This is a genomic window from Massilia sp. UBA6681 (genome assembly GCF_002454935.1).
GTDB lineage: Bacteria > Pseudomonadota > Gammaproteobacteria > Burkholderiales > Burkholderiaceae_D > Telluria > Telluria varians.
Genome location: NZ_DKJX01000128.1, coordinates 20,484 through 46,571, shown reverse-complemented (window position 1 = coordinate 46,571; position 26,088 = coordinate 20,484). Strand labels below are relative to the sequence as shown.

At 67.2% G+C, this 26,088-nt stretch carries 25 protein-coding genes; 14 read left to right on the top strand and 11 right to left on the bottom strand.

What is annotated here, in order from left to right:
• Nucleotides 1-66 precede the first annotated feature (66 nt).
• Both B2R83_RS23755 and B2R83_RS23750 read left to right on the top strand, forming a co-directional pair.
• Entirely contained in the window at nucleotides 67-936 is an 870-nt protein-coding gene (locus B2R83_RS23755) for a DUF817 domain-containing protein (RefSeq protein WP_292045650.1), read from the top strand.
• A 63-nt stretch (nucleotides 937-999) separates the two neighbouring features.
• Nucleotides 1,000-1,509: a nuclear transport factor 2 family protein gene (locus B2R83_RS23750; protein WP_292045647.1), complete on the top strand. Its 510-nt coding sequence runs from the start codon at nucleotides 1,000-1,002 to the stop codon at nucleotides 1,507-1,509.
• 3 nt (nucleotides 1,510-1,512) lie between these two features.
• Here B2R83_RS23750 and B2R83_RS23745 read toward each other — a convergent pair whose 3' ends face one another.
• The gene (locus B2R83_RS23745; protein ID WP_292045645.1) at nucleotides 1,513-3,363 is read right to left on the bottom strand and encodes a flagellar assembly protein A; all 1,851 of its coding nucleotides are present in this window, start codon (nucleotides 3,361-3,363) and stop codon (nucleotides 1,513-1,515) included.
• Between the two features lie 161 nt (nucleotides 3,364-3,524).
• A complete protein-coding gene (locus tag B2R83_RS23740) occupies nucleotides 3,525-3,908 on the bottom strand; it encodes a hypothetical protein (RefSeq protein WP_292045643.1) in 384 nt (127 codons plus the stop codon).
• A 283-nt stretch (nucleotides 3,909-4,191) separates the two neighbouring features.
• Here B2R83_RS23740 and ompR point away from each other — a divergent pair, with 283 nt between their 5' ends.
• From ompR to B2R83_RS23725, 3 genes are read left to right on the top strand one after another with little or no spacing between them, the layout of a single operon-like run.
• Complete coding sequence (ompR, locus tag B2R83_RS23735; protein WP_051306146.1) at nucleotides 4,192-4,893, top strand: two-component system response regulator OmpR; 702 nt, start codon at nucleotides 4,192-4,194, stop codon at nucleotides 4,891-4,893.
• The gene (locus tag B2R83_RS23730; RefSeq protein WP_027863810.1) at nucleotides 4,893-6,266 is read left to right on the top strand and encodes a sensor histidine kinase; all 1,374 of its coding nucleotides are present in this window, start codon (nucleotides 4,893-4,895) and stop codon (nucleotides 6,264-6,266) included. The genes ompR and B2R83_RS23730 overlap by 1 nt, the downstream gene beginning before the upstream one ends.
• Nucleotides 6,267-6,272: 6 nt before the next feature.
• Entirely contained in the window at nucleotides 6,273-7,979 is a 1,707-nt protein-coding gene (locus tag B2R83_RS23725) for a hypothetical protein (RefSeq protein WP_292045641.1), read from the top strand.
• A 3-nt stretch (nucleotides 7,980-7,982) separates the two neighbouring features.
• Here the strand turns inward: B2R83_RS23725 and B2R83_RS23720 are convergent, their stop codons facing one another.
• From B2R83_RS23720 to B2R83_RS23710, 3 genes are all read right to left on the bottom strand, one after another.
• Complete coding sequence (locus tag B2R83_RS23720; protein WP_292045639.1) at nucleotides 7,983-9,455, bottom strand: pyridoxal phosphate-dependent aminotransferase; 1,473 nt, start codon at nucleotides 9,453-9,455, stop codon at nucleotides 7,983-7,985.
• A 155-nt stretch (nucleotides 9,456-9,610) separates the two neighbouring features.
• Nucleotides 9,611-10,639, bottom strand: coding sequence for a TIGR01777 family oxidoreductase (locus B2R83_RS23715; protein ID WP_292045637.1), 1,029 nt, complete (start codon nucleotides 10,637-10,639; stop codon nucleotides 9,611-9,613).
• Nucleotides 10,636-11,178, bottom strand: a complete 543-nt coding sequence (locus B2R83_RS23710) for a GbsR/MarR family transcriptional regulator (RefSeq protein ID WP_027863812.1) — start codon at nucleotides 11,176-11,178, stop codon at nucleotides 10,636-10,638. Before B2R83_RS23710 ends, B2R83_RS23715 begins: the two co-directional genes overlap by 4 nt.
• A gap of 148 nt (nucleotides 11,179-11,326) precedes the next feature.
• On the opposite strand from B2R83_RS23710, the gene B2R83_RS23705 reads away from it, so the two are divergent.
• The 3 genes from B2R83_RS23705 (at nucleotide 11,327) to B2R83_RS23695 (ending at nucleotide 13,176) form a co-directional block, all read left to right on the top strand.
• Nucleotides 11,327-12,313 carry a threo-3-hydroxy-L-aspartate ammonia-lyase gene (locus tag B2R83_RS23705; protein ID WP_292045634.1) on the top strand — a complete coding sequence of 329 codons (987 nt, stop codon included), beginning with the start codon at nucleotides 11,327-11,329 and terminating at the stop codon, nucleotides 12,311-12,313.
• Nucleotides 12,314-12,325: 12 nt separating this feature from the next.
• A complete protein-coding gene (locus tag B2R83_RS23700; protein ID WP_292045632.1) occupies nucleotides 12,326-12,700 on the top strand; it encodes a RidA family protein in 375 nt (124 codons plus the stop codon).
• A gap of 95 nt (nucleotides 12,701-12,795) precedes the next feature.
• Nucleotides 12,796-13,176 carry a DUF4124 domain-containing protein gene (locus tag B2R83_RS23695; RefSeq protein WP_027863815.1) on the top strand — a complete coding sequence of 127 codons (381 nt, stop codon included), beginning with the start codon at nucleotides 12,796-12,798 and terminating at the stop codon, nucleotides 13,174-13,176.
• 167 nt (nucleotides 13,177-13,343) lie between these two features.
• Here B2R83_RS23695 and B2R83_RS23690 read toward each other — a convergent pair whose 3' ends face one another.
• The 4 genes from B2R83_RS23690 to B2R83_RS23675 form a co-directional block, all read right to left on the bottom strand.
• Nucleotides 13,344-16,226, bottom strand: coding sequence for a putative bifunctional diguanylate cyclase/phosphodiesterase (locus B2R83_RS23690; protein WP_292045628.1), 2,883 nt, complete (start codon nucleotides 16,224-16,226; stop codon nucleotides 13,344-13,346).
• 162 nt (nucleotides 16,227-16,388) lie between these two features.
• Complete coding sequence (locus B2R83_RS23685; protein ID WP_292045626.1) at nucleotides 16,389-17,162, bottom strand: N-acyl amino acid synthase FeeM domain-containing protein; 774 nt, start codon at nucleotides 17,160-17,162, stop codon at nucleotides 16,389-16,391.
• Nucleotides 17,163-17,407: 245 nt separating this feature from the next.
• Nucleotides 17,408-18,256 (bottom strand): PhzF family phenazine biosynthesis protein, encoded by an 849-nt coding sequence (locus B2R83_RS23680; protein ID WP_292045624.1) that lies wholly within the window; start codon nucleotides 18,254-18,256, stop codon nucleotides 17,408-17,410.
• Between the two features lie 43 nt (nucleotides 18,257-18,299).
• Entirely contained in the window at nucleotides 18,300-18,773 is a 474-nt protein-coding gene (locus B2R83_RS23675; RefSeq protein ID WP_292045622.1) for a VOC family protein, read from the bottom strand.
• 160 nt (nucleotides 18,774-18,933) lie between these two features.
• Between B2R83_RS23675 and B2R83_RS23670 the strand changes: the two genes are divergently transcribed.
• From B2R83_RS23670 to B2R83_RS23660, 3 genes are all read left to right on the top strand, one after another.
• Nucleotides 18,934-19,902, top strand: coding sequence for an IS1595 family transposase (locus B2R83_RS23670; protein ID WP_292045690.1), 969 nt, complete (start codon nucleotides 18,934-18,936; stop codon nucleotides 19,900-19,902).
• 82 nt (nucleotides 19,903-19,984) lie between these two features.
• Complete coding sequence (locus B2R83_RS23665) at nucleotides 19,985-20,269, top strand: autorepressor SdpR family transcription factor (RefSeq protein WP_229412980.1); 285 nt, start codon at nucleotides 19,985-19,987, stop codon at nucleotides 20,267-20,269.
• A complete protein-coding gene (locus B2R83_RS23660) occupies nucleotides 20,269-20,919 on the top strand; it encodes an SdpI family protein (protein ID WP_292045618.1) in 651 nt (216 codons plus the stop codon). Before B2R83_RS23665 ends, B2R83_RS23660 begins: the two co-directional genes overlap by 1 nt.
• 4 nt (nucleotides 20,920-20,923) lie before the next feature.
• Here the strand turns inward: B2R83_RS23660 and B2R83_RS23655 are convergent, their stop codons facing one another.
• Nucleotides 20,924-21,820: a LysR family transcriptional regulator gene (locus tag B2R83_RS23655; protein ID WP_292045616.1), complete on the bottom strand. Its 897-nt coding sequence runs from the start codon at nucleotides 21,818-21,820 to the stop codon at nucleotides 20,924-20,926.
• 110 nt (nucleotides 21,821-21,930) lie between these two features.
• Between B2R83_RS23655 and B2R83_RS23650 the strand changes: the two genes are divergently transcribed.
• Complete coding sequence (locus B2R83_RS23650; RefSeq protein WP_292045614.1) at nucleotides 21,931-23,136, top strand: MFS transporter; 1,206 nt, start codon at nucleotides 21,931-21,933, stop codon at nucleotides 23,134-23,136.
• 22 nt (nucleotides 23,137-23,158) lie between these two features.
• Nucleotides 23,159-23,959, top strand: coding sequence for a 2,5-didehydrogluconate reductase DkgB (dkgB, locus tag B2R83_RS23645; protein ID WP_292045612.1), 801 nt, complete (start codon nucleotides 23,159-23,161; stop codon nucleotides 23,957-23,959).
• Here the strand turns inward: dkgB and B2R83_RS23640 are convergent, their stop codons facing one another.
• The gene (locus tag B2R83_RS23640; RefSeq protein WP_285378915.1) at nucleotides 23,960-24,667 is read right to left on the bottom strand and encodes a glutathione S-transferase; all 708 of its coding nucleotides are present in this window, start codon (nucleotides 24,665-24,667) and stop codon (nucleotides 23,960-23,962) included.
• Nucleotides 24,668-25,092: 425 nt separating this feature from the next.
• Here B2R83_RS23640 and B2R83_RS23635 point away from each other — a divergent pair, with 425 nt between their 5' ends.
• Nucleotides 25,093-26,052: a DUF535 family protein gene (locus B2R83_RS23635; RefSeq protein WP_292045610.1), complete on the top strand. Its 960-nt coding sequence runs from the start codon at nucleotides 25,093-25,095 to the stop codon at nucleotides 26,050-26,052.
• The last annotated feature ends 36 nt before the right edge of the window (nucleotides 26,053-26,088 follow it).

Sequence of the window (26,088 nt, the reverse complement as noted above, 5' to 3'; positions counted from 1 at the left end):
TGATTCGCCACCCCTTCTGTGACAACATCGGTCGATCCCATCCGCCTCCAACCGCGACCGACAACAATGAACAAGACGCCCGGCTCCGCTCCCATCACCCTTGCGCTCGACAACGTCCTGCTCGACACCCGCCCGCGCCAGCTCGGCGGCTGGCGCCGCGGTGGCGCCGAGTTCCTGTACTTCGGCTTCAAGAACGCGCGCGCCTGCCTGTTCGTCGGCCTGTTCTTCGCCGCCATGATGCTCACGCCGCGCACCGGCATCCTCGGCATCCCGCGCTACGACGTGCTGCTGCTGGTGGCGCTGGCGATCCAGCTGTGGATGGTGAGGTCAGGCCTGGAGACGATGGACGAGCTGAAGGCGATCTGCCTGTTCCACGCGATCGGCTTCGCGCTCGAGGCCTTCAAGGTGTCCAGCGCCATCCAGTCCTGGGCCTACCCCGACTTCGCCTACACCAAAGTGCTGGAGGTGCCGCTGTTCTCGGGCTTCATGTACGCGGCCATCGGCAGCTACATCGTGCAGGCCTGGCGCCTGTTCGACCTGCGCATCCGCCACCATCCGCCGCACTGGATGGCCTGGGCCATTGCGATCCTGATCTACCTGAACTTCTTCACCCACCACTATATCGGCGACTACCGCTGGTACCTGGCCGCCTGCGCGCTCGGCCTGTACTCGCGCACCATGGTGGTGTTCCGGCCGCTCGACCGCGACCGCAGGATGCCGCTGCTGCTGGCCTTCGTGCTGATCGGCTTCTTCATCTGGCTGGCCGAGAACATCGGCACCTTCTGGGGCGTGTGGCGCTACCCGAACCAGCTGGGCGCCTGGTCGGTGGTCCACGTGAGCAAGTGGAGCTCGTGGTCGCTGCTGGTGATCATGACCTTCACCATCGTGGCCAACCTCAAGCACATCAAGGAAAAGATCCACGTCGCGCGGGCATAGCCGCGCGCGGTGCGGGTATCATGGGTGGGTAGCGCCCGTGTTCGCTTATCCAGAGGAGCCGCCATGAAACCGCCGACCAGCCTGGTCATGCTTGCCCTGCTCGCGGTACTGCCCGCCGTCCTGGCGACGCCCGGCGCCGCCCAGGCGGCCGGCTTCCAGAGCCAGCGCGCCATTGCCGCCGGCGAAGTCGACCTTCCGGCCATGCTGGCCGGGATGGAACGGCAGCGCGCCAAGGCCATCCTGCAGCGCGACATCGCCACCCTGCGCCACCTGATGGACCGCGATTATTACCATGTCGACAGCCGCGGGCGGGTGCGCAGCAAGACCGAGCTGCTCACCGCGCTCGAACGCAAGGACTTCCACTTCCGGCTCTACGAGATCGACAGCACCGAGGTGCAGCTGCTGGAGGGCGGCAACGCGGCGCTGGTGATCGGCACCTTCCGCGCGCAGATGGCGGGCGGTCCCGCCAAACCGCTGCGCTTTCGCTTCGCGCACCTGTGGATACGCCAGCCGGACGGCTGGAAGAACAGCTTCCACCAGAGTACTGCCATCCGTCCCGCGCAAGACGATTGAAGATCAGGCGACGGCCTCCGCCGTGCTCCAGCTGACGCTGCCGCTGCCGCCGGCGAACAGCAGTTCGGCGCCGCTGGCCTCGCGCAGGCGCGCCTTGATCTCGCGCGGCGCCAGGTTGTAGTGATTGCCGCGCTCCGCGTCCGCGCTGTCCGGTTCCACGTCGAGCGCACGCACCGTGAGCTCGCCCGCCACCTGCGCGATGGCGACGCTGACCGTGCCGCTGTGCTGCGCGCGCTGGGCTTGCAGCCTTCCCAGCAGCGCCATGCCGGACTGCTGCTCGGCCTCGACGTCCTTGATCTCCTGCGACAGCGTGGCCATCTGCTTGAGCGCCGGCGCGGCGGCGGCGGCCAGCTTCTTGAACGCCGGCTGCTGTTCCGGCGTGAGCACCAGTTCGCCCTTGCGCACGCGCCCCGCCAGCCTGACGTAGCTGGCCACCTCGGGTTGGGCCGCCAGCGCGCCCATGGCGGCGCGGCGCCGGCCGGCCAGCTCGCCGAACTGGCCCACGCGCTCGCGGATCATGCCGATCGCCGCATCGATGCGCGTGCAGTCCGGGCGCAGCACGAAGACCCGCATCTCGCTGTGCCCGCGCGGCGCAGCGCGCTCGATGGCGATGCGCCTGGCGGCGATGGCGCAGCCTTCGGCCTGGCTAATTTCCACCTCGTCGGCCACGATCTCGCAATTGAGCGCTTCGACGATCGAGACCCTGCTGCCGGAGACGATGCAGTTCTCGGCGCGCTGCAGGCTGACCTCCCCGTTGGTGCTCTGGATGGTGGCGTTCGATGCGACGCCCGCCACGACGATCGGGCCATCGCTGTTGCGCGCGCTGCCGCCCATCAGGTTGCGGTTCAGGCGCACCACGCCGCCGCGCGAGGCGATGCGGCCGAAGACGTCGGCATGCACCGTGATGCTCTCGCCTTCGACCACGCGGTTTTCCTGCACCTCGCCGAATTCCTCGTAGTCGCCCTCGAGCTGCAGGTTGCCTGTCGTCCTGGCGCTGACCCCGTCGTGGCTGACGATCTTGTCGCCCACCGAGATCCGGTTGCCTTCCACGTTCAGGAAGCCGTCCTGCAGGGCGAGCACGAACTCGCCTTCGGCGATGCGATCGACCGTGGTGCCGGGGCCGCTCCAGTCGCTCAGTTCGAGATCGACCGGCAGCTCGGGCGCAAGGGCGATGCCGGACAGGTCGAAGCCTGGCTCACCCTGCACGCGCGGGAGCTTGCGCAGCAGGCGCGTGCCGCGCTGGACCTGGGGGAAGCGGTTCTGGAAGCTCATCAGGTCGAGCTTGCCGTTGGCGAGCTGGCGCGGGGCGTCGCTGCGGTGCAGTTCGTTCGAGACCTCGACCACGCGCGCATCCTCGCCCGGCCGCGGAGGCAGGCGGCGCGCCACCACGATGCGGCCGGCCGCGCCGGTGGCGATGGCGTCCCTGACTCCCGCGACGTCGATGCCGAAGCGGATACCCTTCATCCACATGTCGGCGATGAACTCGTCGATGTCGAGCCGGGCCGGCTGCTCGACGCCCTCGGGGTCCGGCAGGAACACGGGTTCGAAGTAGTATTCGGCCTGGCCGTCGGCGATCCTGACGGCGCGGTAGAGCTCGCGGCGCGCCGGATCGAAGGGCTGGATGTCGTCCGCCAGGCGCACCACGGTCTCGCCGCGGGCATTGCGCGGCAGTTCGGGACCGTGACCGAACAAGGCCTTGATCAGGACCGGATAGTCCAGCCCCGAAAAATACTGGTTCCCGAGCAGGATGCCGTCGACCGCCGCCAGCAGGGCCGGGCCGAGGGCGGCCACGTCGCAATAGATGCCGTCGGCCTGGCGGGCGATGCAGGCTTCTGCGGCTGCTGGGTTGGACACGGCGCGTTCTCCCGATCTGCTAAGGTCTCTTCAAGATAGCACGTTGCAATACGAAAATAAACATATAGCAACTAGATTTCCATGAAGAAACCCCACCGATGGGGGAAGCGCGCCGTCAACGAGAACGGCGCCCGCAGGCGCCGTCAGGAGTGCAAGCCGGCTCAGCGACGCCGCGCGTTCGGATACAGGTCGCGGTTGGCTTCGTTGATCTGGCGCTTCAGTTCGCTGCGCTCGTCCGGCGTCATGCGGCCGCGGCGGCCACCCTCTTCACGCATGGAGTCGCGCATCGCCTGTTCCTGGCGCATGCGGGCCTCGTCGCGCATTTCCTGGGCACGCGGGTCGTAGCGCGGATCCTGGGCGCGCATCTCGTAACGGTCGCGCATGGCCTGCTGCTGCATCTCTTCGCGGCGCTGGCCACGGTCCTGGCCTTCTGCCATGGCGCCGGCGGCGCTGCAAGCCAGGGCGACAGCGATCACACCGTGCCTGACGAAACGCGCCAGCCGCCCTTCGTTTGCTGCCTGGATTTTCGTGTGCACGTTGTTCATGGTGTTCCTCTTCCGCGATGCCATATAAACAGATAAGCTGTGATTTCCACTTGCAGCCAGTGTATGTGCATAGCGTCCGAGGTGTAAGACCGAATGGGTAAAGTTTGTAACACAATGTAATGGCTGAGCCATCCGAACAAGATGTTCAAGCGATAACACGTTACCATAGCGACATGCTTCTGACAATTCTGGATTCCATATGAACGCATCGACGAACAATACGGGCAGCAACCCGACCAACAACAGCGCCACCGGCAACCAGGGCGGCCACTCCGCCAAGATCATGGTGGTGGACGACGACGTGCGCCTGCGCGACCTGCTGCGCCGCTACCTCACCGAGCAGGGCTTCCAGGTGGTGACCGCGGAGAGCGCGCCGGCCATGAACAAGCTGTGGCTGCGCGAGCGCTACGACCTCCTGGTGCTGGACCTGATGCTGCCGGGCGAAGACGGCCTGTCGATCTGCCGCCGCCTGCGCGGCGCCGGCGACCAGACCCCGATCATCATGCTGACCGCCAAGGGCGAGGACGTCGACCGCATCGTCGGCCTCGAGATGGGCGCCGACGACTACCTGCCCAAGCCCTTCAACCCGCGCGAGCTGGTGGCCCGCATCGGCGCGGTCCTGCGCCGCAAGGGCCCGGACGAAATCCCGGGCGCGCCGAGCGAAACCCCGCAAACCTTCGAGTTCGGCGATTTCGTGCTCGACCTGGGCACGCGCACGCTGAAGAAAAATGGCGAGACCGTGCCCCTGACCACCGGCGAATTCTCGGTGCTCAAGGTGTTCGCACGCCACGCGCGCCAGCCGCTCTCGCGCGAGAAGCTGATGGAACTTGCCCGGGGCCGCGAATACGAAGTCTTCGACCGCTCGCTGGACGTGCAGATTTCGCGCCTGCGCAAGCTGATCGAGCCGGATCCTTCCAGCCCGCTGTACATCCAGACCGTCTGGGGCCTGGGCTACGTGTTCATCCCTGAAGGACAGCCGCGCTAGTGTTCGCCCCACTCTCGGCGGCGCGCCGCGCCGCCCGCTTTGCCTGGTACCGGAGCGGCCTGTTCTGGCGTACCTTCCTCCTGATGTCGGCGCTCACCGCCGCCTCGATGGGCTCGTGGATCGGCATGATCAGCGTGTTCCAGCGCGGCCCGCAGATCCAGCAGACCGCCGAGCTGGTGGTGTCGGCGGTCACCATCACGAGGGCTGCCCTGATCCACTCGGCGCCTGCGCAGCGGCTCGAGCTGCTGCTCGAACTGGTGTCGAATGAAGGCATCCGCGTCCTGACGCTCAACGAAGACGACATCGTCGAGCCGCCGCCCAACAATCCCCTGATGCCCGAGATCGCCGCCATCGTGCGCGAACGGCTGGGCAAGCAGACACGCTTTTCCGCCGGCGTGAACGGGGTGCCGGGCTTCTACATCAGTTTCAACATCGACGGCGACGAATACTGGCTGATGCTCGAGCGCGAGCGCCTGGCCGGGCTGACCCGCGTGCAGTGGCTCGGCTGGGCCACGCTGGTGGGCTTGCTGTCGCTGATCGGCGCCGCCTTCATCTCCTCGCTGGTCAACCGGCCGCTGGCGCGCCTGACGGCGGCCGCGCGCGCCATCGCCAAGGGCGAAAAGCCGGCGCCGCTGCCCGAGAAAGGCTCGCAGGAGATCATCGAGGCCAACCGCAGCTTCAACCAGATGGTCGACGACCTGGCGCAGGTGGAGAAGGACCGCGCCGTGATCCTGGCCGGCATCTCGCACGACCTGCGCACGCCGCTGGCGCGCATGCAGCTCGAGGTCGAGATGGCCAACCTGCCGCAGGAGGCGCGCGAAGGCATGCAGTCGGACATCGACCAGATGGATGCGATCATCGGCCAGTTCCTCGACTACGCCAAGCCGACCGATGCCGCCACCTTCATCGCGGTGAACCTGTCCGAAATGCTGGCCGAGGTCGGCCGCGAGGCGGGCCGCATCCGCGACCTGCGCGTGCAGGTCGACCTGATGCCGGGCGTGCACGTGATGGGCAACGCGACCGACCTGCGGCGCGTGGTCAACAACATCATCGAGAACGCACGCAAGTACGGCAAGACCCCGGGCCAGGATTACACCGAGATCGCGATCGTCCTGCGGGTCAAGGCCACCGGCCACGGCCGCCGCGCCGTGATCGAGATATGCGATCACGGGGTGGGCGTGCCGGAAGACCAGATCAACCAGCTGCTCAAACCCTTCACGCGCCTGGACAGCGCACGCGGCCAGGCCAACGGCGCCGGCCTGGGCCTGGCCATCGTGGAACGCGTCTTGAGCCGCCACAATGCCGAGCTCACGGTGAGCAACCGCGAAGGCGGCGGGCTGCTGCTGCAGCTGGCCTTGCCCCTGGCCGGGTAAGCGCGCGTGGGTCAGCTGCTGGCCGCCCTCCTCCGTGGCCTCGGCCGCAACCTGCTGGTGTTCGCGGCCATCGTGCTGGTCCTCGCCTCAGGCCACTGGCTGCGGGGCGAATGGGCGGACATCCAGCACATCGTCGCCGAGTTGCCGGCGCTGCGCCAGGCGCAGGCCGACTTCGACGCGCGCCGCGCCGCGCTGGCGCGCAATACCGAAGAAGAACTGCGGCAGCTGGCCGGCGCCGGCATCGCCCGGCTCGACGGCCGCATCGCCGCCATCGACGCCGAGATCGCGCGGCTGCGCCGCGAGCGGGAAGCGGCGCCGGTGCTGGGCGCCGTCCTCGCCGGCCGCGAGGCACTGGCGCAGCAGCTCGCCCGTTCGGCCATGCGCGACATGGAAATCGAACTGCGGCGCCAGGAAAAGACCCACCTCCAGGCCCTGCGCGCGCGCGCCGATGCGCTCGCCAACCGGCAGGCCGCGCTCGTCACCCTGGAACGGCTGCGGCGCGAACACGTGGCGGTCTACACGGCGCTGCAGGACGCCATGAAAAAGCGCGCCCAGGCGGAACAGGCCGCGGGAACCTGGGGCAAACTGTTCTTCACCGACGACTACCGGCAGCTGCGGGCACTGGACGCACAGCTAACACAGCTGCGAGCCAGGAACAGCGCCGCGCATCGCGCCTTCGTGGCGCAGCGGGCGCTGGTGAACACGCTGCCGGCGGTCGGCGCACCGGCCGCGTTCCGGCTCAATGAAGAAGCCCTGGCGGCAGCGTCCGCACCGCTGCGCGAACGGCTGCGGCAGGTCGAGGAGCTGGCGGGCACCAGCGGCGCCTGGCGCGCCTACGGGCTGGTGCAGCCGCTGTTGCTGCCGGCATTGCTGGTGCTGGCCGCGTGGTGGCTGGTGCCGGCCGCCATCCGCGCCCTGTTCTATTTCGTGCTGGCGCCTCTGGCGGCGAGGAGGCCGGCGATCGTCTTCGAGGACGCGCCGGCGTCCTCCGGCACGCCCATCCGCACTTCCTCACGCATCTCCGCCGTCTCGCAGCAACTGGCGCTGGCGCCGGGCGAGGAACTGCTGATCCGCCCCGACTACTGCCAGAGCCAGCCCGCCGGCGTGCTTGTTGCGACCCGGCTGCTGTTCGACTGGCGGCGGCCGCTGAGCAGCCTGGCCGCGCGCCTGTGGATGCTCAAGCGCCTGCGCGCCAGCGCGGCGGCCGACGTGGTCGTGTCGGCCACCAGCGACCCGCTCGACGAAGTCGCGCTCCTGGTACTCGGGCCCGGGGAATCCTTCGTGCTGCAGCCGCGCGGCCTGGCCGGGATGGTCTACCAGACCGGCCGGCGGCCCGCCATCCGCAGCCACTGGCGCGTGGGAACCCTGCACGCCTGGCTCACCCTGCAACTGCGCTACCTCGCCTTCGAGGGCCCGGCGACCCTGGTGCTGAAAGGCTGCCGCGGCGTGCGCCTGGAACAGGCCGGGGCCGGCCGCACGATCAGCCAGGATGCAACCCTGGGCTTCGGCGCGCATGCGCGCTATGCTACCGTTCGCGCCGAACCCTTCCTGCCCTACCTGGCGGGCAGGCAGCCGCTGTTCCACGACAGTTTCGCCGGGCAGGATGCCTGCTTCCTGTACGAGGAAGTGCCGCGCTCGGCCCAGGCGGGCGGGCGCCGCAGCAATCCCTTCGAGGTGCTGCTCGACGCCGGCTTGAAGGCCTTCGGTATTTAAGCCTCAGGCTTCCTTGCGGAACACCGGCGGCAGCACCGGTGTGGCCAGCGCCGCCCGGCCGCCGAAGGTGGATGCCATGTCGTAGCGCAGGCCGGCCGCTTCCCAGCGCCGCAGGAACTCCTCGATCACGTCCGGATGGCTTCCCAGGTGCAGGCGCACGTAAGGCACGGGCGCGGTCTGGTTGAACAGCGAGGCCGACACCAGGGTGCCGGTGGTGAAGAACAGGTCGTCGCGGAAGCGATCGATGCCGCCGTCCGTCGTCTGGTAAACCTTCGGGATCTCGATCAGCATGTACGAGGTCGACGGTCCGATGCACAAGGCGGCATCCATCCATCCCATGCGCTCCTTCAGGCGCGCACGCACCAGTTCTTTCTGGCGGGTGTAGAACAGGCCGGTCTCGATGGTCCAGTCGGCCGCTTCCGGCGTGGCCAGCCAGGCGCACATCAGTTCCGCGTTGTGGGTATTGGTGTGGTAGCGGTTGATCCAGGATTCGCGGCTCAGCTGGCGCAGCATCTTCGGCGAGGTGGTGATGGCCGCCACGCCCATGGTATTGCAGGAGAACTGCTTGCCGAAGGGACGGGTCGCGACCCAGCGCTCGAACATGCCCGAGCGTACCAGCGCGTTGTCGCCGCCGTCGTGGTCGAACGCATCGAGCAGCGCTTTCAGGTGGTTGACGACCGGCGCACGCGGATCGTGGACGCAGTAATAGGCGTCGTCGAGCAGCAGAAAGCCGCCCTGGTCGGCGCACAGGTCCAGCAGATAACGGGTCACGTCGACCGGCCACTGCATGCCGGTCGGGTTGTGCTGGGGATTGGTCACCGCCATGGCGATGTGGCGGCTGCCGTCGGCCAGCGTCTCGCGCACGATCGCATCCCATGCCTTCAGGTCCGGCAGCCAGCCGTTCTTCGGCCCCAGCGGCAGGAACACGATCTCGAAGCCGACGTCCTTGAAGATGCCGCGGTAGTCCCAGCTTGGTGTCGGCACCAGCGCCACCGGCGTCTTGCCCGGATGGGTTTGCGTCGCATGGCGCAGGGCAACCTTCGCCATGTCGTACATGGCCATCCGGGTCGTCATCGCCAGGCAGCCGACGTCGATGTCGAGGCCAGCCGCGGGCCGGCGCGCCTCCAGGTGGTGCTCGCTGACGATCAGGCGGCGCATGAAGTTGCGGTGGCGCTGGATGCCGTAGCCGGATTCGGCATAACCCATGTCGCCGCGTGCGAACTGGAAGGCGTTGATGAACTCCAGGAACTTCGGGCTGACGCCGTTCCAGTGTTCGCCCTTGACGGCATACAGGGCCGGTCCGTGCGGGGCTCCGGCCTGCATGTACTCGTGGTACAGCACCTGCTCCGGCGAGCACTGGCGCATCTCTTCCGAGTCGTTCTGGAGGTGTTCGGCGGCGGCCTGGATGTGGCTGCGCAGGTGCGGCGTCCAGGTCGGGACCGTGGGACGTCCGAGGGCTTGGTTCAGCTGGGTCATCGGGAGGTCTCTCACTATTAACTTGGCGGAAAGTTTGCAGTTTTGCCATGTGGCAACACTGCAAACTCCGCGCAGTCTAATGAGTTGGCATGGACCCGGTCGCACGATTGGATGGGGCGATCGCGCTCCATGCAGAGCGCATGAAACGCGCTCTGTCAGGCGCCTTTCAGGCTCGCCAGCGCCTGCGCAATGCCGGGATAGCGGAACGCGAAACCCTCCTGCTGCAGCCGGCGCGGCGCGACGCGCTGCCCTTCCAGCAGCAGGTCGGACTGCTCGCCCAGCACCATGCGCAGCGGCCAGCCCGGCGTCGGCATGAAGCTGGGGCGGCGCCAGATGCGCGCCGCCGCCTCGCTGAATTGCGCCTGCGTGACGCATTCGGGGGCGGTGAAGTTGCTGGCCCCGACCGCACCCGGACGCGGGTGCGCGAGCGCATGGCGCCAGCGGTGCGCCATGCCGCCCACGACATCGTCCACATGGATCCACGACAGCCACTGCCGACCGCTTCCCAGCCTGCCGCCCAGGCCGAGCAGGATCGGCAGCAGCATCATGGGCAGCGCCCCGCCCACGCCCACGACCAGGCCGAAGCGCATGCACTCCACCTGCACGCCATACTGCGCGGCCCTGCCGGCCGCCTCTTCCCATTCGCGGCACAGGTCCGACATGAAGACCGGCTGCGGCGGCGACGATTCGTCCAGCTCGGATTCGTCGCCGATGCGCTGGATGCCGTAGTAGCCGATGGCGGATGCGTTCAGCAGCAGGAAAGGCTTGTGGTCGGCCCGCGCGATCCAGTCCACCACCTGCCGCGTCAGGCCGATGCGGCTGCGGCGCAGCGCTTCCTTGCGCGCCGCGGACCAGCGCGGACCCAGGATACGGGCGCCGGCCAGGTTGACCACGACCTCGATGCGGGTCTGCGGCGGCAGCGCCTCCATCGATCCGACGCAATCCACCCTGCCGTCGAACAGGCGCGCCGCCGCTTCCGGCTGCCGGCTCAGGGCGACTACCCTGTGGCCGTCCTGCAGCAAGGCCCGCACCAGGTGCTGGCCGACGAAGCCGGTGGCGCCGGTGACAAGAACGCTGCGTCGATGCGCGTCGAAGGATATGGCGGGCGTCGCACCGCCGCCCTGCCCGCGCGCCGCCGCGATCACCTCGCGCAGTCCCGATAGCTTGCTCACGGTGGATGTCATGGCTGTTCCTTGCTGTTGGGTCCGAGGAAGCGGGCGACCTTGCCGCCCATCTTGAGGAAGCGCTGCAGCGTCTGCGGCGGCAGGTGCCGGTAATCCTCGAAGCTGGCGCTGAGCATCTCGAGGAACTCGAGCACGACCTGCATGCGCGCCAGCGTGGCCGCGTCCAGGCCCGCGTCTTCTTCGCCTTCGATGGCGCATTCGCGCAGCACGGTCAGGGTCGGGTCGATCTCGCGGCGCTTGCGCTCTTCCAGGATGACCCGGAAGATTTCCCACACGTCCTGCAAGGCCTGGAAGTGGTCGCGCCGGTCGCCCAGCACGTGCGACACGCGCACCAGCTTCCAGCTCTGCAGCTCCTTGAGGCTGTTGCTGACGTTGGAGCGCGCCACGCCCAGGGTCTCGACGATGTCGTCGGCGGTCAGCGGGCGCCCGGACAGGTAGAGCAGCGCGTGGATCTGGGCAACGGTCCGGTTGACGCCCCAGCGGGTGCCCATCTCTCCCCAGTGCAGGACAAATTTCTGTGCGGTCGGGCTGAGGCTCATGATTTTCCCTTATTTCTGTCGTTACAGAAATTAAAGAACAAATTGAAGGAAAGCGCAAGCGTTTTGTACAAGTAGCATGGCTAGTTCCTTTCAGCCGGAGCGTGGCGCCTTCGCTATACTGTCCGCTTTCGACTTTCGCGAGCCCGCCATGACCGCTACCTCCGCCGCTGCCACTCTTACCTACCGTGACGTCGAACTGGCCGCCGAGCGCCTGGCTGGCGCCGCGCACCGCACGCCGGTCCTGACGTCGAGCACGGCCAACAAGCTCACCGGCGGCACCCTGTTCTTCAAGTGCGAGAACTACCAGCGCATGGGCGCGTTCAAGTTCCGCGGCGCCTACAACGCGATCGCGAAGTTCGACGATGCCCAGCGCGCCGCCGGCGTGCTGACCTTCTCGTCGGGCAACCACGCGCAGGCAATTGCTCTGTCGGCGAAGCTGGCGGGCATCAAATCGACCATCATCATGCCGCAGGACGCGCCGGCGCTGAAAGTGAAAGCCACCAAGGAATACGGTGGCGAAGTCATTACCTACGACCGCTACACCGAGAATCGCGAAGAGATCGGCCGGCGCCTGTCGGAAGAACGCGGCATGACCCTGATTCCCCCCTACGACCACCCGGACGTGATTGCCGGCCAGGGTACGGCGGCCAAGGAATTGTTCGAGGAAGTCGGCGAACTCGACATCCTGCTGGTGTGCCTGGGCGGCGGTGGCCTGCTGGCCGGCTGCGCGCTGGCGGCGCGGGCGCTGTCACCGAATTGCAAGGTGATCGGGGTCGAGCCGGAAGCCGGCAACGATGGCCAGCAGTCGCTGCGCAAGGGAGAAATCGTTCACATCGCGGTGCCGAAGACCATCGCCGACGGCGCCATGGTGACCCATATCGGCGAGCATAACTTCGAGGTGATCCGCCGCAGCGTGGACGACATCGTCACCGTGAGCGACGCCCAGCTGGTGCAGACCATGGCCTTCTTTGCCGAGCGCATGAAGACGGTGGTCGAGCCGACCGCCTGCCTGGCGGCGGCGGCAGCGCTGCACGGCGTGGTCGACGTCAAGGACAAGCGCGTGGGCATCCTGATCAGCGGCGGCAACGTCGACCTGTCGCGCTTCGCCGAACTGATGCAGACCCTCGAATCCTGACGGATTCGCCTGATGGAATTCATCCAGTCGCCCGAACTGCCCGCGCCGGCCGGGCATTATTCGCAGGCCGTTATCACGCGCGGCGGCCTGGTGTTCGTGTCGGGAGTGCTGCCGGCGCGCGACCTGCCCGACCTTTCCTTCGAAGCGCAATGCGCATCGGTGTTCGCGCAATGCGAGAAGATCCTGCGCGCGGCCAGCTGCGGGCTGGATGACGTGGTGCAATGCACGGCCTACCTGGCCGGCGTCGAGCACTGGCCCGCATTCAACACCGCGTATGCCGGGGTGTTCGGCGACCACCGGCCGGCGCGCGCCGTGGTGCCGGTACCGGCGCTGCACTATGGTTTCCTGGTGGAAGTGCAATTGGTCGCGGAACGCCCTAACGGCTGAGAGATTCTTGTGCGCAGGCCGCGCACACGTGAGGCAGCGAACAGAGCATTGCAAGATCGACATCGACAATGGAGGCTCGAACAAAGGAGCCGACCATGAAGCGTCATCTCTGCCTCAGTATCGTTGTCGCGGCACTGGCCGCGCCCGGCGCCCACGCTGGCGCGAACATCGTCAAGTGCGTGGACGGCGCCGGCCGCGTCACCCTGACCGACCAGCCCTGCGAGCACGGCGCCACCATGGTGCGCCTGGCGAATATGCCTGCCGACGAAGGCGTCACGCGCGCCGAACCCTATCCCTTGATCACCGAGCGCGGCGTGCTGCCGCCAACGCCGGTCGTGCAGCGCCGCCAGGCGGCCCAGCGCGTGAAGGCCAAGCCGATGCTGCGCGACGTGGTCACGCTCAAGGCGGCGCGGGCGCAGTTCCTGCTGATGGATGCGGCCGGAGCGTCCAAGCACACTTTGGCGACGCTGGATTGAGCGTTGCGTCTGTTCGGCGAAGGTCACATTGGGTTCCCGCCTACGCGGGCACGACGTGCTAATGCCACGGGCTGACGTACAACGATTCAATCCACCAGTCTACAGACCGTCATTCCCGCGAAGGCGGGAATCCAAGTCTGCGTGAAGGCCGCTAGCGCCCAACGATATCAGTGCAAGTCGTGCAGCCGCGTCACGCTCGCCAGGTGCGGCGCTGCCGGCGACTCCAGCACGCGCAACACGTCCAGCACCTCTGGATTGGTGATGAAATCCGCGGCCGACCTGGCCTGCAGCAGGCGCTCCGGCGGCTGCGAGCGCGCCACCGCCCAGCCCTGCACGTAGTCCACGCCGATCTCCGCCAGCGTCTGCACGGTGGCCGCGTCTTCCGCCCATTCCGCGATCGTCTTCATGCCCAGGTTGCCCGCCAGGCTGACGATCGCTTCGACGATCGCCACGTTGGCCGGGTGGGCGTTGATGTTAACGATGAAGTTGCCGTCGATTTTCAGCACGTCGGCCGGCAGTTCCTTCAGGTAGGAGAAGGAGGTGTAGCCGGCGCCGAAATCGTCCAGCGCCACCTTCACGCCGAAGCTGCGCACCTGGTCGATGAAGCGGCGCGTATTGTCGAGGTCATGCAGGGCGACGCTCTCCGTGATCTCGAGGCACAGGCGGCTGGCGACGTGCACGTAGCGTCCCAGGATGTCGAAGGTGTCCTGCACGAAGCGCTCGTCGTTGAGCGAGGCGCCCGACAGGTTCATGCAGACGAAACGGGTATTGCCCAGCTCTTCGGCATGCTCGGCGATCCAGGCCAGGGTGGTGTTCAGTACCCAGCGGTCGATCACGCTGGCGCGGCCGCTCTTCTCGGCCGCCGAGATCACGGCGCCGGCCGGCACCACGCGGCCGTCCGGCTCGCGCATGCGCAACAAGACCTCGAAGTTCAACGATTCGCGCGGGCTGCGCAGCGACATGATCGGCTGCATCTCGAGCAGCAGGCCCTCGGTGGCCTGCGGTCCGGACAGGCGCGCCACCATGTCCAGCTCGGCCGCGCGCTGGCGGAAGGCTTCGGCGCCGCGTTCGTACACCACCAGGCCCTCGCCCTGGCCCGTCTTGGCTTCGCGGCAGGCGCGGTCGGCGGTCGACACGGCGTCCTTCATGGCGATGCCCGGCGTCACCTCGATCAGGCCGACCGAGCCGCGCACGTGGAAGGCCTTGTCGCCCACCCGGTACGGCGTGTTGCCGAGGCGGTCGACGATGCCGCGGCAGATGATCGAGGCCAGCGGGATGGCGGTCTCCGGCATCAGGATCACGAATTCGTCGCCGCCCACGCGGCCGATCTGCTGGCCGCCGGCCAGCATGGTGGCCATGCGTTCGCACACCTGCTTGAGCACTTCGTCGCCGGCGGCGTGGCCGAACAGGTCGTTGATGAGCTTGAAGCGGTCGAGGTCGACGTAGGCCAGTGCCATCGGCTTGCCGGCGGCCAGGCCATTCGCCGCCAGCGCGAATTCGCGCTCGATGCCGCGCCGGTTGTACACTTTGGTCAGCGGATCGTTGTTGGCCATGAAGTGCAGCTGCTCGGTGACCTTGTGCTTTTCGGTGGTGTCCTGCAGCACGCCCTCGATGCGCGAACGCGCCAGCGTGGCGCTCACCAGGAAGCGCTGGGTGCCGTCACGGCTGGTCAGTTCCATCTCGGCCTCGGCCTTGGCGTGCACCCCCTCGTGCAGCTCGGTCCAGGTGCTTTCGGTGAAGAACTGGCGCCACGCGGTGCGGCCCGGTACGAAGCTGGCGATGCCCAGCATCTTTTGCAGCGCCGGGTTGACGCTCAGGAAGTGGCCATACATGTCGAGCGTGAACAGGCCCACCGGCATGGCCTGGTAGGCGTGCTCCAGTTCCTGCTGGGCCGCTTCGCGCTGCTCGGTCTCGACCCGCATCTGCTCGGCCACGGCCAGCGCGGCCAGCAGGCTCGACGCCAGCGCGGCGGTGACGCTGTTGATGATGCCCAGCAATTCGCGCATGCCGAGCGCGGCCGAGGCGACTTCGGCGATGGTGGCCAGGAAGCTGACGGCGAAGGAGGCGGCAAACCAGGAGGCGACCCGGTTGCGCGATTCCGCGATGATCTTGAAAAGGCCCACCGTCATCACCGAGAAGCAGCATACCGTGATGCCCCACAGCAGCGGCAGGTACATGCCGTAAGGCAGGAACATGGCGGCGGCCAGCATCGGCATGCACAGCCACTGCATGATGCGGAACGGTAGCACGTAGCGCAGCGCGGCGATGTTCTCGCGCAGCAGCGACTGGTACAGGGTGAGCGTGGCGATTCCGTACAGGGTGATGGTCACCGAACGGCTGCGCAGCAGCCAGTCGGAGGGGATGGTCTGGCCGAGCCACTGGATGTCCCAGCCGGCCGACAGCGCGGCCACCCGCAGGTTCAGCACCAGCCAGCCGGCGAACAGCACGTACAGCGGCTGGCGGTTGATCAGGGCGGTGATCAGGATGAACAGGGCCAGCACGATCATGCCGCCGTCGAGCAGGCCCGATTTGCGGTGGTACTGCTCGACCGAGAGCTGGTGCTGTTCGGCCGGCCACTGCAGGACCGACAGGCGCGCCGGGCCGGAGAAATCGGCGCGGCACAGCAGTTCCGGCGGCAGCGGGTTCAGCGTGAGGGCGAAGCCGGCCTTCGAGGCTTCGATGGCCCCTTGCCCGGCGCTGCGGGTGGCGCTGCCGAGCGGCGCCAGGCTGGCGGCGTCCCAGCAGGCCACGTCGAGCGCGTGACGCGAGGGAAACTCGACCACCTGGGCGCCGGCGCGCGGCATCGGCTCGAAGGCGAACCAGACCGGGGCTTCGGACAAATGGGTGTCATGGCCGGTCACCAGGCTGGAGGCGCGCGCGCGTGCCAGCGCGGCGCCCGGCGACAGGCTGGCTTCCTGCTGGACCGTCACATGCATCGACAGCGGCACGTCGCCGGAGGTGCGGTACTGGTCGTGCCAGAAGATCAGGGCGACGAGGGAAACGAGGCCGATCCCGAACGGGATCAGGTAATACGAGAACAACTTCAACACCCGCTCCACCACCGCATGCGCGGCGGCCAGAAGCGAAGAACGACGTTGGGGTGTTGGGATGGACATAAGCTGGACCGGTGCGAATCAATGCTGCGCCGGAGCCGGCGCAGCGTCAAGTCGCAAGGATACAGCTTTAGGTAGATGCCGTCATGCAATATATGCTTAGCAAACAGCGAATTGGCGTGTCTGCAACGTCAAATCCGTCAATTTTGTCACCTTGGTGGTGGCCAGCGCCGGCGGCGCGGCGGGGCCGACGTCGATGTCCGGATGCTGCGTATCGAAGAAGAATTTGGCCAGCGGATGGCGCGCATCGCGGTAGCGCTGTTCGAAGCTGGCGATCTCGAAGGCCATGACGCGGTGCGGGATATTGCCGACGTGGCGCAGCGGCACGGCGCCCTGCTCCGGGAACACATCGGAAAACAACAGTTGCTCGTACTGGCGGTCCACCGGCGGACGGCCGGTAGCGACCGAATAGTCGATGGCGTTGTCTTCGCAATACATGAAACAGGCCTTGATCAGTGCCATCTTGACCACACGGCCGATGCGGCCCTCGTCGATGCCGAGGCGGGTCGCTTCGACCAGGCGGCGGCCCTGCAGCCAGGACGGCAGCTCGACCGATTCCTCGACGCCGAGCGGGCGGTACAGGTTGGTGCGGATGCGGGTACTGCCGATCGGCGAGCCGTCCAGCCGGGATTCGGCCAGCAGCACGATGGTGTCGTCCTCGTAGTCGGCGGCTTCGGGCTGGGCCAGCGAGCGTGCGAAGTCCGGCACATGGCGGGCATAGGCCGCATGGCGGATCTTCACGGCCTTGAGCAGGTCGGCCTCGGTTTCGACCCGGCGAATGGTGAATGGCAGGCGCTCGATGGGGCAACCGGCGGCGCGAGCGGCACGGGCCACATCGGCGGGGTTGGAAACGACTGGGTCGAACAGCGACATGGCTACTCCGGATTGAAATTATGAAACGAAACTTGCTTGAATCAAATTATCAATCCGATCAGCAAAAATCTAATTGCTGAGCTGAAGCACTTTTTGCCCTCTGTTTGTCCTACACAATTGCAAGATTATTCCGACAATTTTGCAAGATTTCTCCTACAGGAAAGCACGAGCGTACTTAACAATGTCGTCACACTTACCAATAGTTATTTGACAATAAGCGCCGCCCGGTTAGTGCCGCAGCGTGTTTACATCATGCGTGCCGTGCCGGACACCCGGATCGCTGCACCCGCTTCCGGGCCGATGTCGGCGGACAGGCGCGAGCGCACGCCCATGTCTTCGCCCTGCACTACCTCGATGCGTCCGCCGTGCGGCCAGCCGATGTCGCGCAGGTAGCCGGCCAAGGCCGCGGTGCCGGCCCCGGTCGCCGGGTCTTCGAGCACGCCGCCGGAGGCGAAGGGATTACGCGTATGGAACAGCTGCGGCGTTTCCGCCCAGGCGAAGACCACCGTCACCAGGCCGTGTTCGTTCATCAGGCGGCGGCCGGCGTCGAGCTCATAGGCCATGCGGGCCAGCGCCGCGCGGCTGTTCAGCGCCAGCACCAGGTGGTCGGCGCCGCCGTGGGCCAGGGCCGGCGGGATGCGCTCGTCGAGGTCGGCGCGGGTATAGCCGAACAGGGCCAGCGCGGCGTCGACCAGCGCGGCGGGCGCCGGGCGGCTCCTGGTCGGCGGCGACTGCAGGCTGGCCGCTACCCGGCTACCCTCCACCCGTCCCTCGACCGAGATGGTGGCCGCGTTCAGCGCCAGCTCGTAGCGGCCGTCGCCGAAGCGGCGCGCCAGCGCGGCGCCCAGCGCAATGGTGGCATGGCCGCAGAACGGCACTTCGGACTCGGGCGAGAAATAACGCACGCGCCAGGCCCCGGTCGAGCCGGCAAGCTGCGGCGCGGCGAAGACGGTTTCGGAAAAGCCGATGGCGTGCGCCAGCGCCCCCATTTCGGACGGGGACGGCAGCGCCTCGCCGATCCAGACACCGGCCGGGTTGCCGCCCTGGTCGCCGTCGGAGAAGGCGGCAATGCGGAGGATGTCGGTATCGTTCATGGCAGTCTCTTTCTTGTGCTTGGGCGACCGCCATGATAATCCCTCAGGGGCAGCCCTGCTGCATGGCCGCCGCCATCTCCTCGGGCGAGACGTCGCGGATATGGGTGGCCATCGACCAGCGGTGCCCGAACGGGTCTTCGACCACGCCGTAGCGGTCGCCCCAGAACATGTTGGCCGGCGCCATGCGCGCGATCGCGCCCGCCTCCACCGCGCGCTCGAAGGCGTGGTCGACGTCCGGCACCGACAGGTGGATGGTGACCGGCGTGCCGCCCAGCGCCGTGGGGCCGGTGGCGTCCCAGTCGGGGAATTCGTCCATCAGCATGAGCATCGAATCGCCGATGCGCACGCTGGCATGGGCCAGCTTGCCGCCGGGCCCGGGCAGGCGCATGACTTCCTCGGCGCCGAAGGCGCGCGTGTAGAAGGCGATGGCGTCGGCGGCGCCGGCGCAGACCAAGTGGGGCGTGATGGTGTGCATGCCGTCTTCGACGGGCTTGACGGTGTTTTCTAGCGTGCTCATGGCGGTCTCCTCGGTTGGGAACAAGCGTACAGACACTAGCGCCGGGCGAAGGTTCTGGCCATCCCTAAAAAGCTGGCGCTGTCAACTTTAACTATGGATGAGCGCGGAACTGCTGAGCTGTTTCATGGTCGAACGCCTGTCATCACAGACGGGAACGACCATGCGCGCACCGCATTTCAAGAAGTGGTTTGCCAGACTCCCCGCACTGAACCTGCCCCAGCGCCTGCAAACGCTGGCGGCCCTGCATTCCGCTGCCGGGCTCGACCAAGTCATTGCCCTCATCGGCCAGATCGGCGCCACGCAGCGCCGCTGCCCCAGCTGCGCCTGCGAACGCTACTACCGGCACGGTCAAGCGAACAGCCTGCAGCGCTACCGCTGCCGCGCCTGCGGCCGCACCTATAACGACCTGAGCGGAACGCCGCTGGCGCGGCTGCGGCTACGTGAAAAATGGCTCGATTACCTCGGCACCGTGCTCGACCCGAAGTCGGTACGCGCAGCCGCCAGTGACCTCGGCGTGCACCGCAACACCGCCTTCCGCTGGCGCCACCGCTTCCTGGAGCGCCCCAGGCATGTCCAGCCGAAGTGCCTGGCCGGCATTGCCGAGGCGGACGAGATGTTCATCTTGGAATCGCAGAAAGGCGCGCGCAAGCTGGATCGACCGGCGCGCCGGCGAGGCGGCCGCGCCAGCAGGCGCGGCATTTCACGCGAACTCGACTGCATTCTTGTCGCGCGCGACCGCAGTGGCCAGACCGCCGATGCCGTAGTCGGCCGTGGCGCCTTGACGGTTGCGCAGCTGGAGCAGCACCTGCTGCCCCGGCTCGATCGGCAGGTGCTCTTGGTCAGCGACGGCCATGGGGCGTATCGCCGTTTCGCCCGCAAGCATCGCATTGCGCACGAGGCGGTGAACCTTCGTGCGGGCGTACGGGTACGCCGCGGCCTTACCGGTGTCATCCATGTGCAAAATGTGAATGCCTACCACCAGCGCTTCCGGCAGTGGTTGAGCCGCTTCCGAGGAGTAGCTTCGCGCTACCTGCCGAATTACCTGGGCTGGCGTCGGGCGCTCGATGGTGGACGGATTAGGACGGTGGAGCAATTGCTGCGACTCGTGTTCGGAGTCATCCATAGCTAACGCTGACAGCGCCAAAAAGCTTGACCTGAGACCGTGCCGGCCCTAGTATTTAGACAGTCATCTAATTAGAAAGCGATCGAACATGGCAGGACCGCTGAACGAGGTGTTCAAGGCGATCGCCGATCCGACGCGGCGCGAGATCCTGCGCCTGCTGCGTCACGAAGAGATGAGCGCGGGCGAGGTGGCGGCACGCTTCGACATGAGCAAGCCGACCATGTCGCATCATTTCGCAGTGCTCAAGGCGGCCGGCCTGATCACCAGCCGGCGCGAGGGGCAGACCATCTGGTATGCGCTCGACACCACGGTGCTCGAGGACGTGCTGGCCTGGTCGATGGACATGGCGCGCGGCGCCAGGGGAGAAAAATGATGAAGAAGCGTTTTATCCTGGTGTGCCTGGCGGCGATGCTGGTTGTGCTGGGCATGGCCGCGGCGATCTATCCGGAACTGCCGGCGCGGGTGCCGGTGCACTGGAATGCCGGCGGCGAGATCGACGGCTGGGACGAGCGCCACATGCTGCTGATCCACTCCGCCTTCCTGCTGGGACTGGCCGCGCTCTGGCTGGTCCTGCCCAGGATATCGCCGCAACGCTTTGCCATCGACGGTTTCGAGAGCACCTGGTGGTTCAGCGGCATGCTCATGGTCTGCCTGATCGCCTACCTCCAGTGCGTCCACCTGTGGGCCGCATATCGGCCCGGCTTTCCGATGGACCGCGCGGTACTGGGCGGGCTGGGGCTGCTGTTCGTCCTGCTCGGCAACGTGATGGGCAAGGTGCGCCGCAACTTCTGGCTCGGCATCCGCACGCCATGGACGCTGGCGAACGAGCGCGTGTGGTACGCCACGCACCGGCTGGCGGCCAGGAGCATGGTGGCGGGCGGCCTGCTGCCCCTGCTGGCGGCCTTCGGCGTGCTGCCGGGGGCGGTGGCGGTGGTGGCGATGGTGGCGTCGGCGCTGGTGCCGGTGGCGTTTTCGCTGATTTACTACAAGCGGCTGGAGCGCGCCGGGACGCTCGAGGCCTGATCCTTCAGCGTTCCAGCACCTCTTCCAGGCGCCGCGCCAGGAAGTCCACCAGCGCGGCCACGCGCGGCGCCAGCGATCCCTGTTTATAGAACACCGCCCACACCGGCTGGGTCCACGGCAGGCTCGCCCCTTCCAGCACCGGCACCAGCCTGCCGGCCGCCACATCGGCGCGCGTCAGGAAATCCGACAGCGAGGCCACGCCCGCCCCGGCCAGCGCCAGGTGGCGCACCGTCTCGCCGCTCGATGCCGCCACGCTCGGCGCCACCGTCCACCCCTCCCCGCCGGCGTGACGCAGCGGCCAGGTGTTGAGCAGGGCCGGCGCCGTGAAGCCGAGCGTGCGGTGCTCCTTCAGCGCGTCGACGCTGGCCGGCGTGCCATGCTTGTCGAGATACGTGGGCGCCGCCAGCACGCGCAGACGCGAGCTGCCCAGGCGGCGCGCGTTCAGGGTCGAATCGGGCAGCGCGCCGATGCGGATCGCCAGGTCGGCCCGTTCCTCGATCAGGTCGACGTAGGTCTCGCCGCTGACCAGCTCCAGCTGCACCAGCGGATACTGGTCCAGGAATGCCGGCAGCAGCGGCGCCAGCAAGTGGTCGAGCGCCGGCGTGGCCGCGTTCACCCGCACCAGGCCCGAAGGCTGCGAGCGCCGCGCGGCGGCCTCGAGCTCGGTATTGGCCAGGTCGGCCAGCAGGCTGCGCGCCCGCCCCAGCAGCCAGCCGCCCTCTTCCGTCAGCTGCAGGCGCCGCGTGGTGCGGTGCATCAGCGTCATGCCCAGGTGGTCCTCGAGCCGCGAGATGGTGCGCGACACCCCCGAAGGCGTCTGTCCGAGGCGCTCGGCGGCCTTCGAGAACGATCCCGTATCTATGACTGCAGCGAATGCAATCAAGGCTTCTACATCGATCATTCGTGACTCCATGTCAAAAGTAAATTGTACGCCAAGGCATTTTTCTACGCAGCCCGAAGCGGCACACTGCAAGGCCTGGATCAATCCCCCGGCATACAAAGGAGAACACCATGCCACTCGCCCTCTGGGCGCTCACGCTGAGCGCCTTCGCCATCGGCACGACCGAGTTCGTGATCGTCGGCCTGATTCCTACCATCGCCGCCAGCCTGAACGTGTCGGTGCCGTCCGCCGGCCTCCTGGTAAGCCTGTACGCGCTCGGCGTTGCCGTCGGCGCGCCGGTGCTGACCGCCCTCACGGGCCGGGTGCCGCGCAAGCAGCTGCTGCTCGGCCTCATGCTGCTTTTCACCATCGGCAACCTGGTGGCCTGGATGGCGCCCGGCTACCCGGCCCTGATGGCCGCCCGCGTGCTGACCGGCCTCGCGCACGGCGTGTTCTTCTCGATCGGCTCCACAATCGCCACCAGCCTGGTGCCGAAGGAAAAGGCCGCCAGCGCGATCGCGCTGATGTTCACCGGCCTGACCGTGGCCCTGGTCACCGGCGTGCCGCTCGGGACCTTCATCGGCCAGCACTTCGGCTGGCAGGCGACTTTTCTCGCCGTGTCGCTGCTGGGCCTGGTCGCGATCGTCGGCAGCTGGATCCTGGTGCCGGCCGACATCGCCGGCAGCAAGCCATCGAGCCTCCTGACCCAGCTCGCGGTGCTGAAGAAGCCGCGCCTGCTGCTGGTGTATGCCATGACCACGCTCGGCTATGGCGGCTCCTTCATCGCCTTTACCTACCTGGCGCCGATCCTGCAGGAAGTCTCGGGCTTTGCCGCCTCGAGCGTGAGCCTGGTGATGCTGGTCTACGGCGTCTCGGTCGCGGCCGGGAACATCTGGGGCGGCAAGCTGGCCGACCGCAAGGGCCCGCTGCCGGCGCTGCAGATCGTGTTCGCGCTGCTCGCGCTGGTGCTGCTGGTGCTCGGCTTCACCGCGCCCAACAAGTGGCTGGTGCTGGCCACCGTGCTGGCCTGGGGTGCGGTCGCCTTCGGCAACGTGCCCGGCCTGCAGGTCTACGTGGTGCAGCGCGCCGAACGCGATGCGCCGCATGCGGTGGATGTGGCATCAAGCCTGAACATCGCCGCCTTCAATGTCGGCATCGCCTTCGGCGCCTGGGGCGGCGGCCTGATCGTCGCCAAATTCGGACTGATGGCCACGCCCCCGATCGGCGCCCTGATCGTCGTCGGCGCCTTCCTTCTTACCACGCTGGCGCGCTGGCTGGACCGCCGCGACGGCCTGCCGGCCAAGGCGGCTCGGCAGCACGCCGTCGCCACCCACTGATTTTTCAATGAAAGGATTCACCATGCACATGCCGCAACTCGGCCTCGGCACCTTCCGCCTGCAGGGCCAGCAGGCCATCGATTCGGTCCGCAACGGACTCGAACTGGGCTACCGCCACATCGACACCGCCCAGATCTACGGCAACGAAGCCGAAGTCGGCAGCGCGCTGGCCGCGTCGAAGCTCGCGCGCGACGAGGTCTTCGTGACCACCAAGATCTGGACGGAGAACCTGGCTGGCGAGGTCCTGGTGCCCAGCCTGAAGGAGAGCCTGCGCAAGCTGCGCCTGGAGCAGGTCGACCTTACCCTGATCCACTGGCCTTCGCCGGGCGCCGCGGTGCCGGTGGCCGAATCGATGGGGGCCCTCCTCAGCGCACGCGAACAGGGTCTCACGGGAGCCATCGGCATCTCGAATTTCCCGATCGCCCTGATGCGGGAAGCGATCGATGCGGTCGGCGCCCACAACATCGCCACCAACCAGGTCGAGCTGCATCCCTACCTGCAGAACCGGACGGTCGCCGCCTTCGCACGCGAGATGGGCATCCACGTCACCGCCTACATGCCGCTCGCCTACGGCAAGGTGATGGATGATCCGGTCATCAAGGGAATCGCCGCGCGCCATGGCGCCACGGCCGCGCAGGTGACGCTGGCCTGGCTGATGGCCAAGGATTATGCCGTCATCCCCTCGTCGACCAAACGCGCCAACCTGGCCAGTAACCTGGCCGCCGGCAGCCTGGTGCTGACGCAGGACGAGCTGCTTGCGATCGATGCGCTGGACCGCGGCGAGCGCCTGGTCAGCCCCGAGTTCGCGCCTGGGTGGGACTGACTACTCGTCGAGTTCGGGATAGTGGCGGAAGATCCCGTTCTGGTTGAACGGGATGCGGCGAGGCGAGGCCAGGTAGGCCGCGATATTGGGCCGCGCCGCCACGCGGTCGCGCAGCGCGCCGAGGGCCGGATACTCGCCCTCTAGCCGCTTCATGGCGTTCGGGAAGGCATAGCGCAGGCCTTCGATCACCTGGAACAGCGACAGGTCGGCATAGCTCGGCTTGTCGCCCACCAGCCAGTCGCGCTGCTCGGGATTAGTGAGCAGGCGCGAGAAATAGCCGAAGAACTTGGGCAGGCGCGTCTCGATGAAGTCGGCGGCGCGCCGCTGCGCTTCCGGCTTCTGGTCTTCATAATAGAGCGAGGTGGCGATCGGATGATGGGTATCGTGGATCTCGGTGACCAGGTCGGCGATGGTCAGCTGCAGCTGGTGGGTCCACAGCCGGCCCGGATCGGAGCGGGGCGCCAGCGCATGCTGCTCGCCCAGGTACAGGAGGATGTTGGCCACCTGGCCGATGGTCAGCTCGCCGGCACGCAGGAAAGGCGGCGCGAACGAGGGACGGGTTTCGGTCTCGAGCGCCGACAGCAGCAGGTCCATGCCGCCCTCGCGGCGCGCCACGTCCACGTACTCGGCTCCCGCTTCTTCCAGGGCAAGCCGGACGAACTCGCCACGCCCCTGTATACCCGGCCAGTAAAAAAGTTCATACGCCATCTCGCACCTCCGGTCTGGTTCGGTCTGGCGCAATTATCGATGATGAATCGGAAGCGTGTCGCCGCACAAACATGGTAATCTTGTAGTGCCTGTCAGGCGAAAACAAAAAGTCGCAAAACAGGCGAAAAACAAGCAAGAATAAGCAAGACGAACCACGAGAGAGAGACACGACATGAACGCAACCCGTCCTAACGGTTTCATTCCCATCCCCCAGCGTTCTCCGTATTACCACAGCACGAGTTAGCATCCTGGCAAATTGCGTGGCAGAATGTGATTTCTGCGATGCAAGCCCATTTACATTTGCGGCTTCCTGAAACCCACTGCAGCGCGCAGCAGGTTTTCCGAGTACCCATGTAGTGGGCATCGAAGATAAAGCAGTGGCGCCGCCGTGGCGCCCGCAACTTTACGCCGACTGGAGCGCTCACATGATTTTCGCTCACCTGACCAAGCACTGGATTGCACGCCGCAGCCAGTACACGCCTGCCTCCTGGATGCTGAGCATCGTGCGCAGCCTGCGCGTGCTGCGCTACTGGCGCGAGCACCAGGCCCTGTGCCGCCTCGACCTGGTGCGCCGCTTCGTCGCGGCCGCCCCCAACGACGACCTGTTCCACCACCTGAGCCACCGCAGCTACCTGGCGCGCGACCTGAGCGCGCGCGAGCGCGTGCAGTGCGTGCTGTCGCACTACCGCTTCGAGGACGCCGCGTTCAGCAATGCCTACCACCAGGCCGTCTACGGCGGCGGCGGGCTCACGCTGTGGCAGCACGACACCGGTGAGCACAGCTTCCTGCTGCGCCTCGAGATGGCGCCGCGCCACGATGCCGAGGGCGACCTCACCATTTCGCTGGTCGCCGACGGCAAGTACCTGCACCGCCTGTCCTACACCTGGATCGACGGCCAGCTGGCCGGCAGCGAGCTGCCCACCGTGCCCTTCGTCACCCGCAACCAGGGCCGCTGGCTCGACTCCGGCGCCGCCTTCGACGCTTTCGAAGAAGCCTTCCCCAACAACTCGCCGAGCTTCTTCTGCTTCGCCGCGATGCAGGGCGTGGCGCAGGCCCTGGGCATCGACCAGGTGGTGGCGATCAAGTGCACCTCGCACATCGCCTACGATCCGGCCGACCTGAAGCACTTCGAGAATGCCTACGACGGTTTCTGGAAGATCCTCGGCGGAGTCGAGATGCCGGGCCGCAGCTACCTGATCCGCCTGCCCTTCTACCTCAAGCCGCTGGCCGACATGCCGTCCAAGCACCGCAAGCGCGCCGCCCAGCGCCGCGAATACTGGCGCGCCATCGGCGACTCCACCCGCACCACCATGCTGCGCCACATGGTGCCGGCCGCCAGCGCCCAGGCGCGCGCGGTCGCGGCGCCGGCCACGGCCGAGGCCTGAGGCCGGGCGGCTCGTTGCGGGCCGCCCGTCATCCCG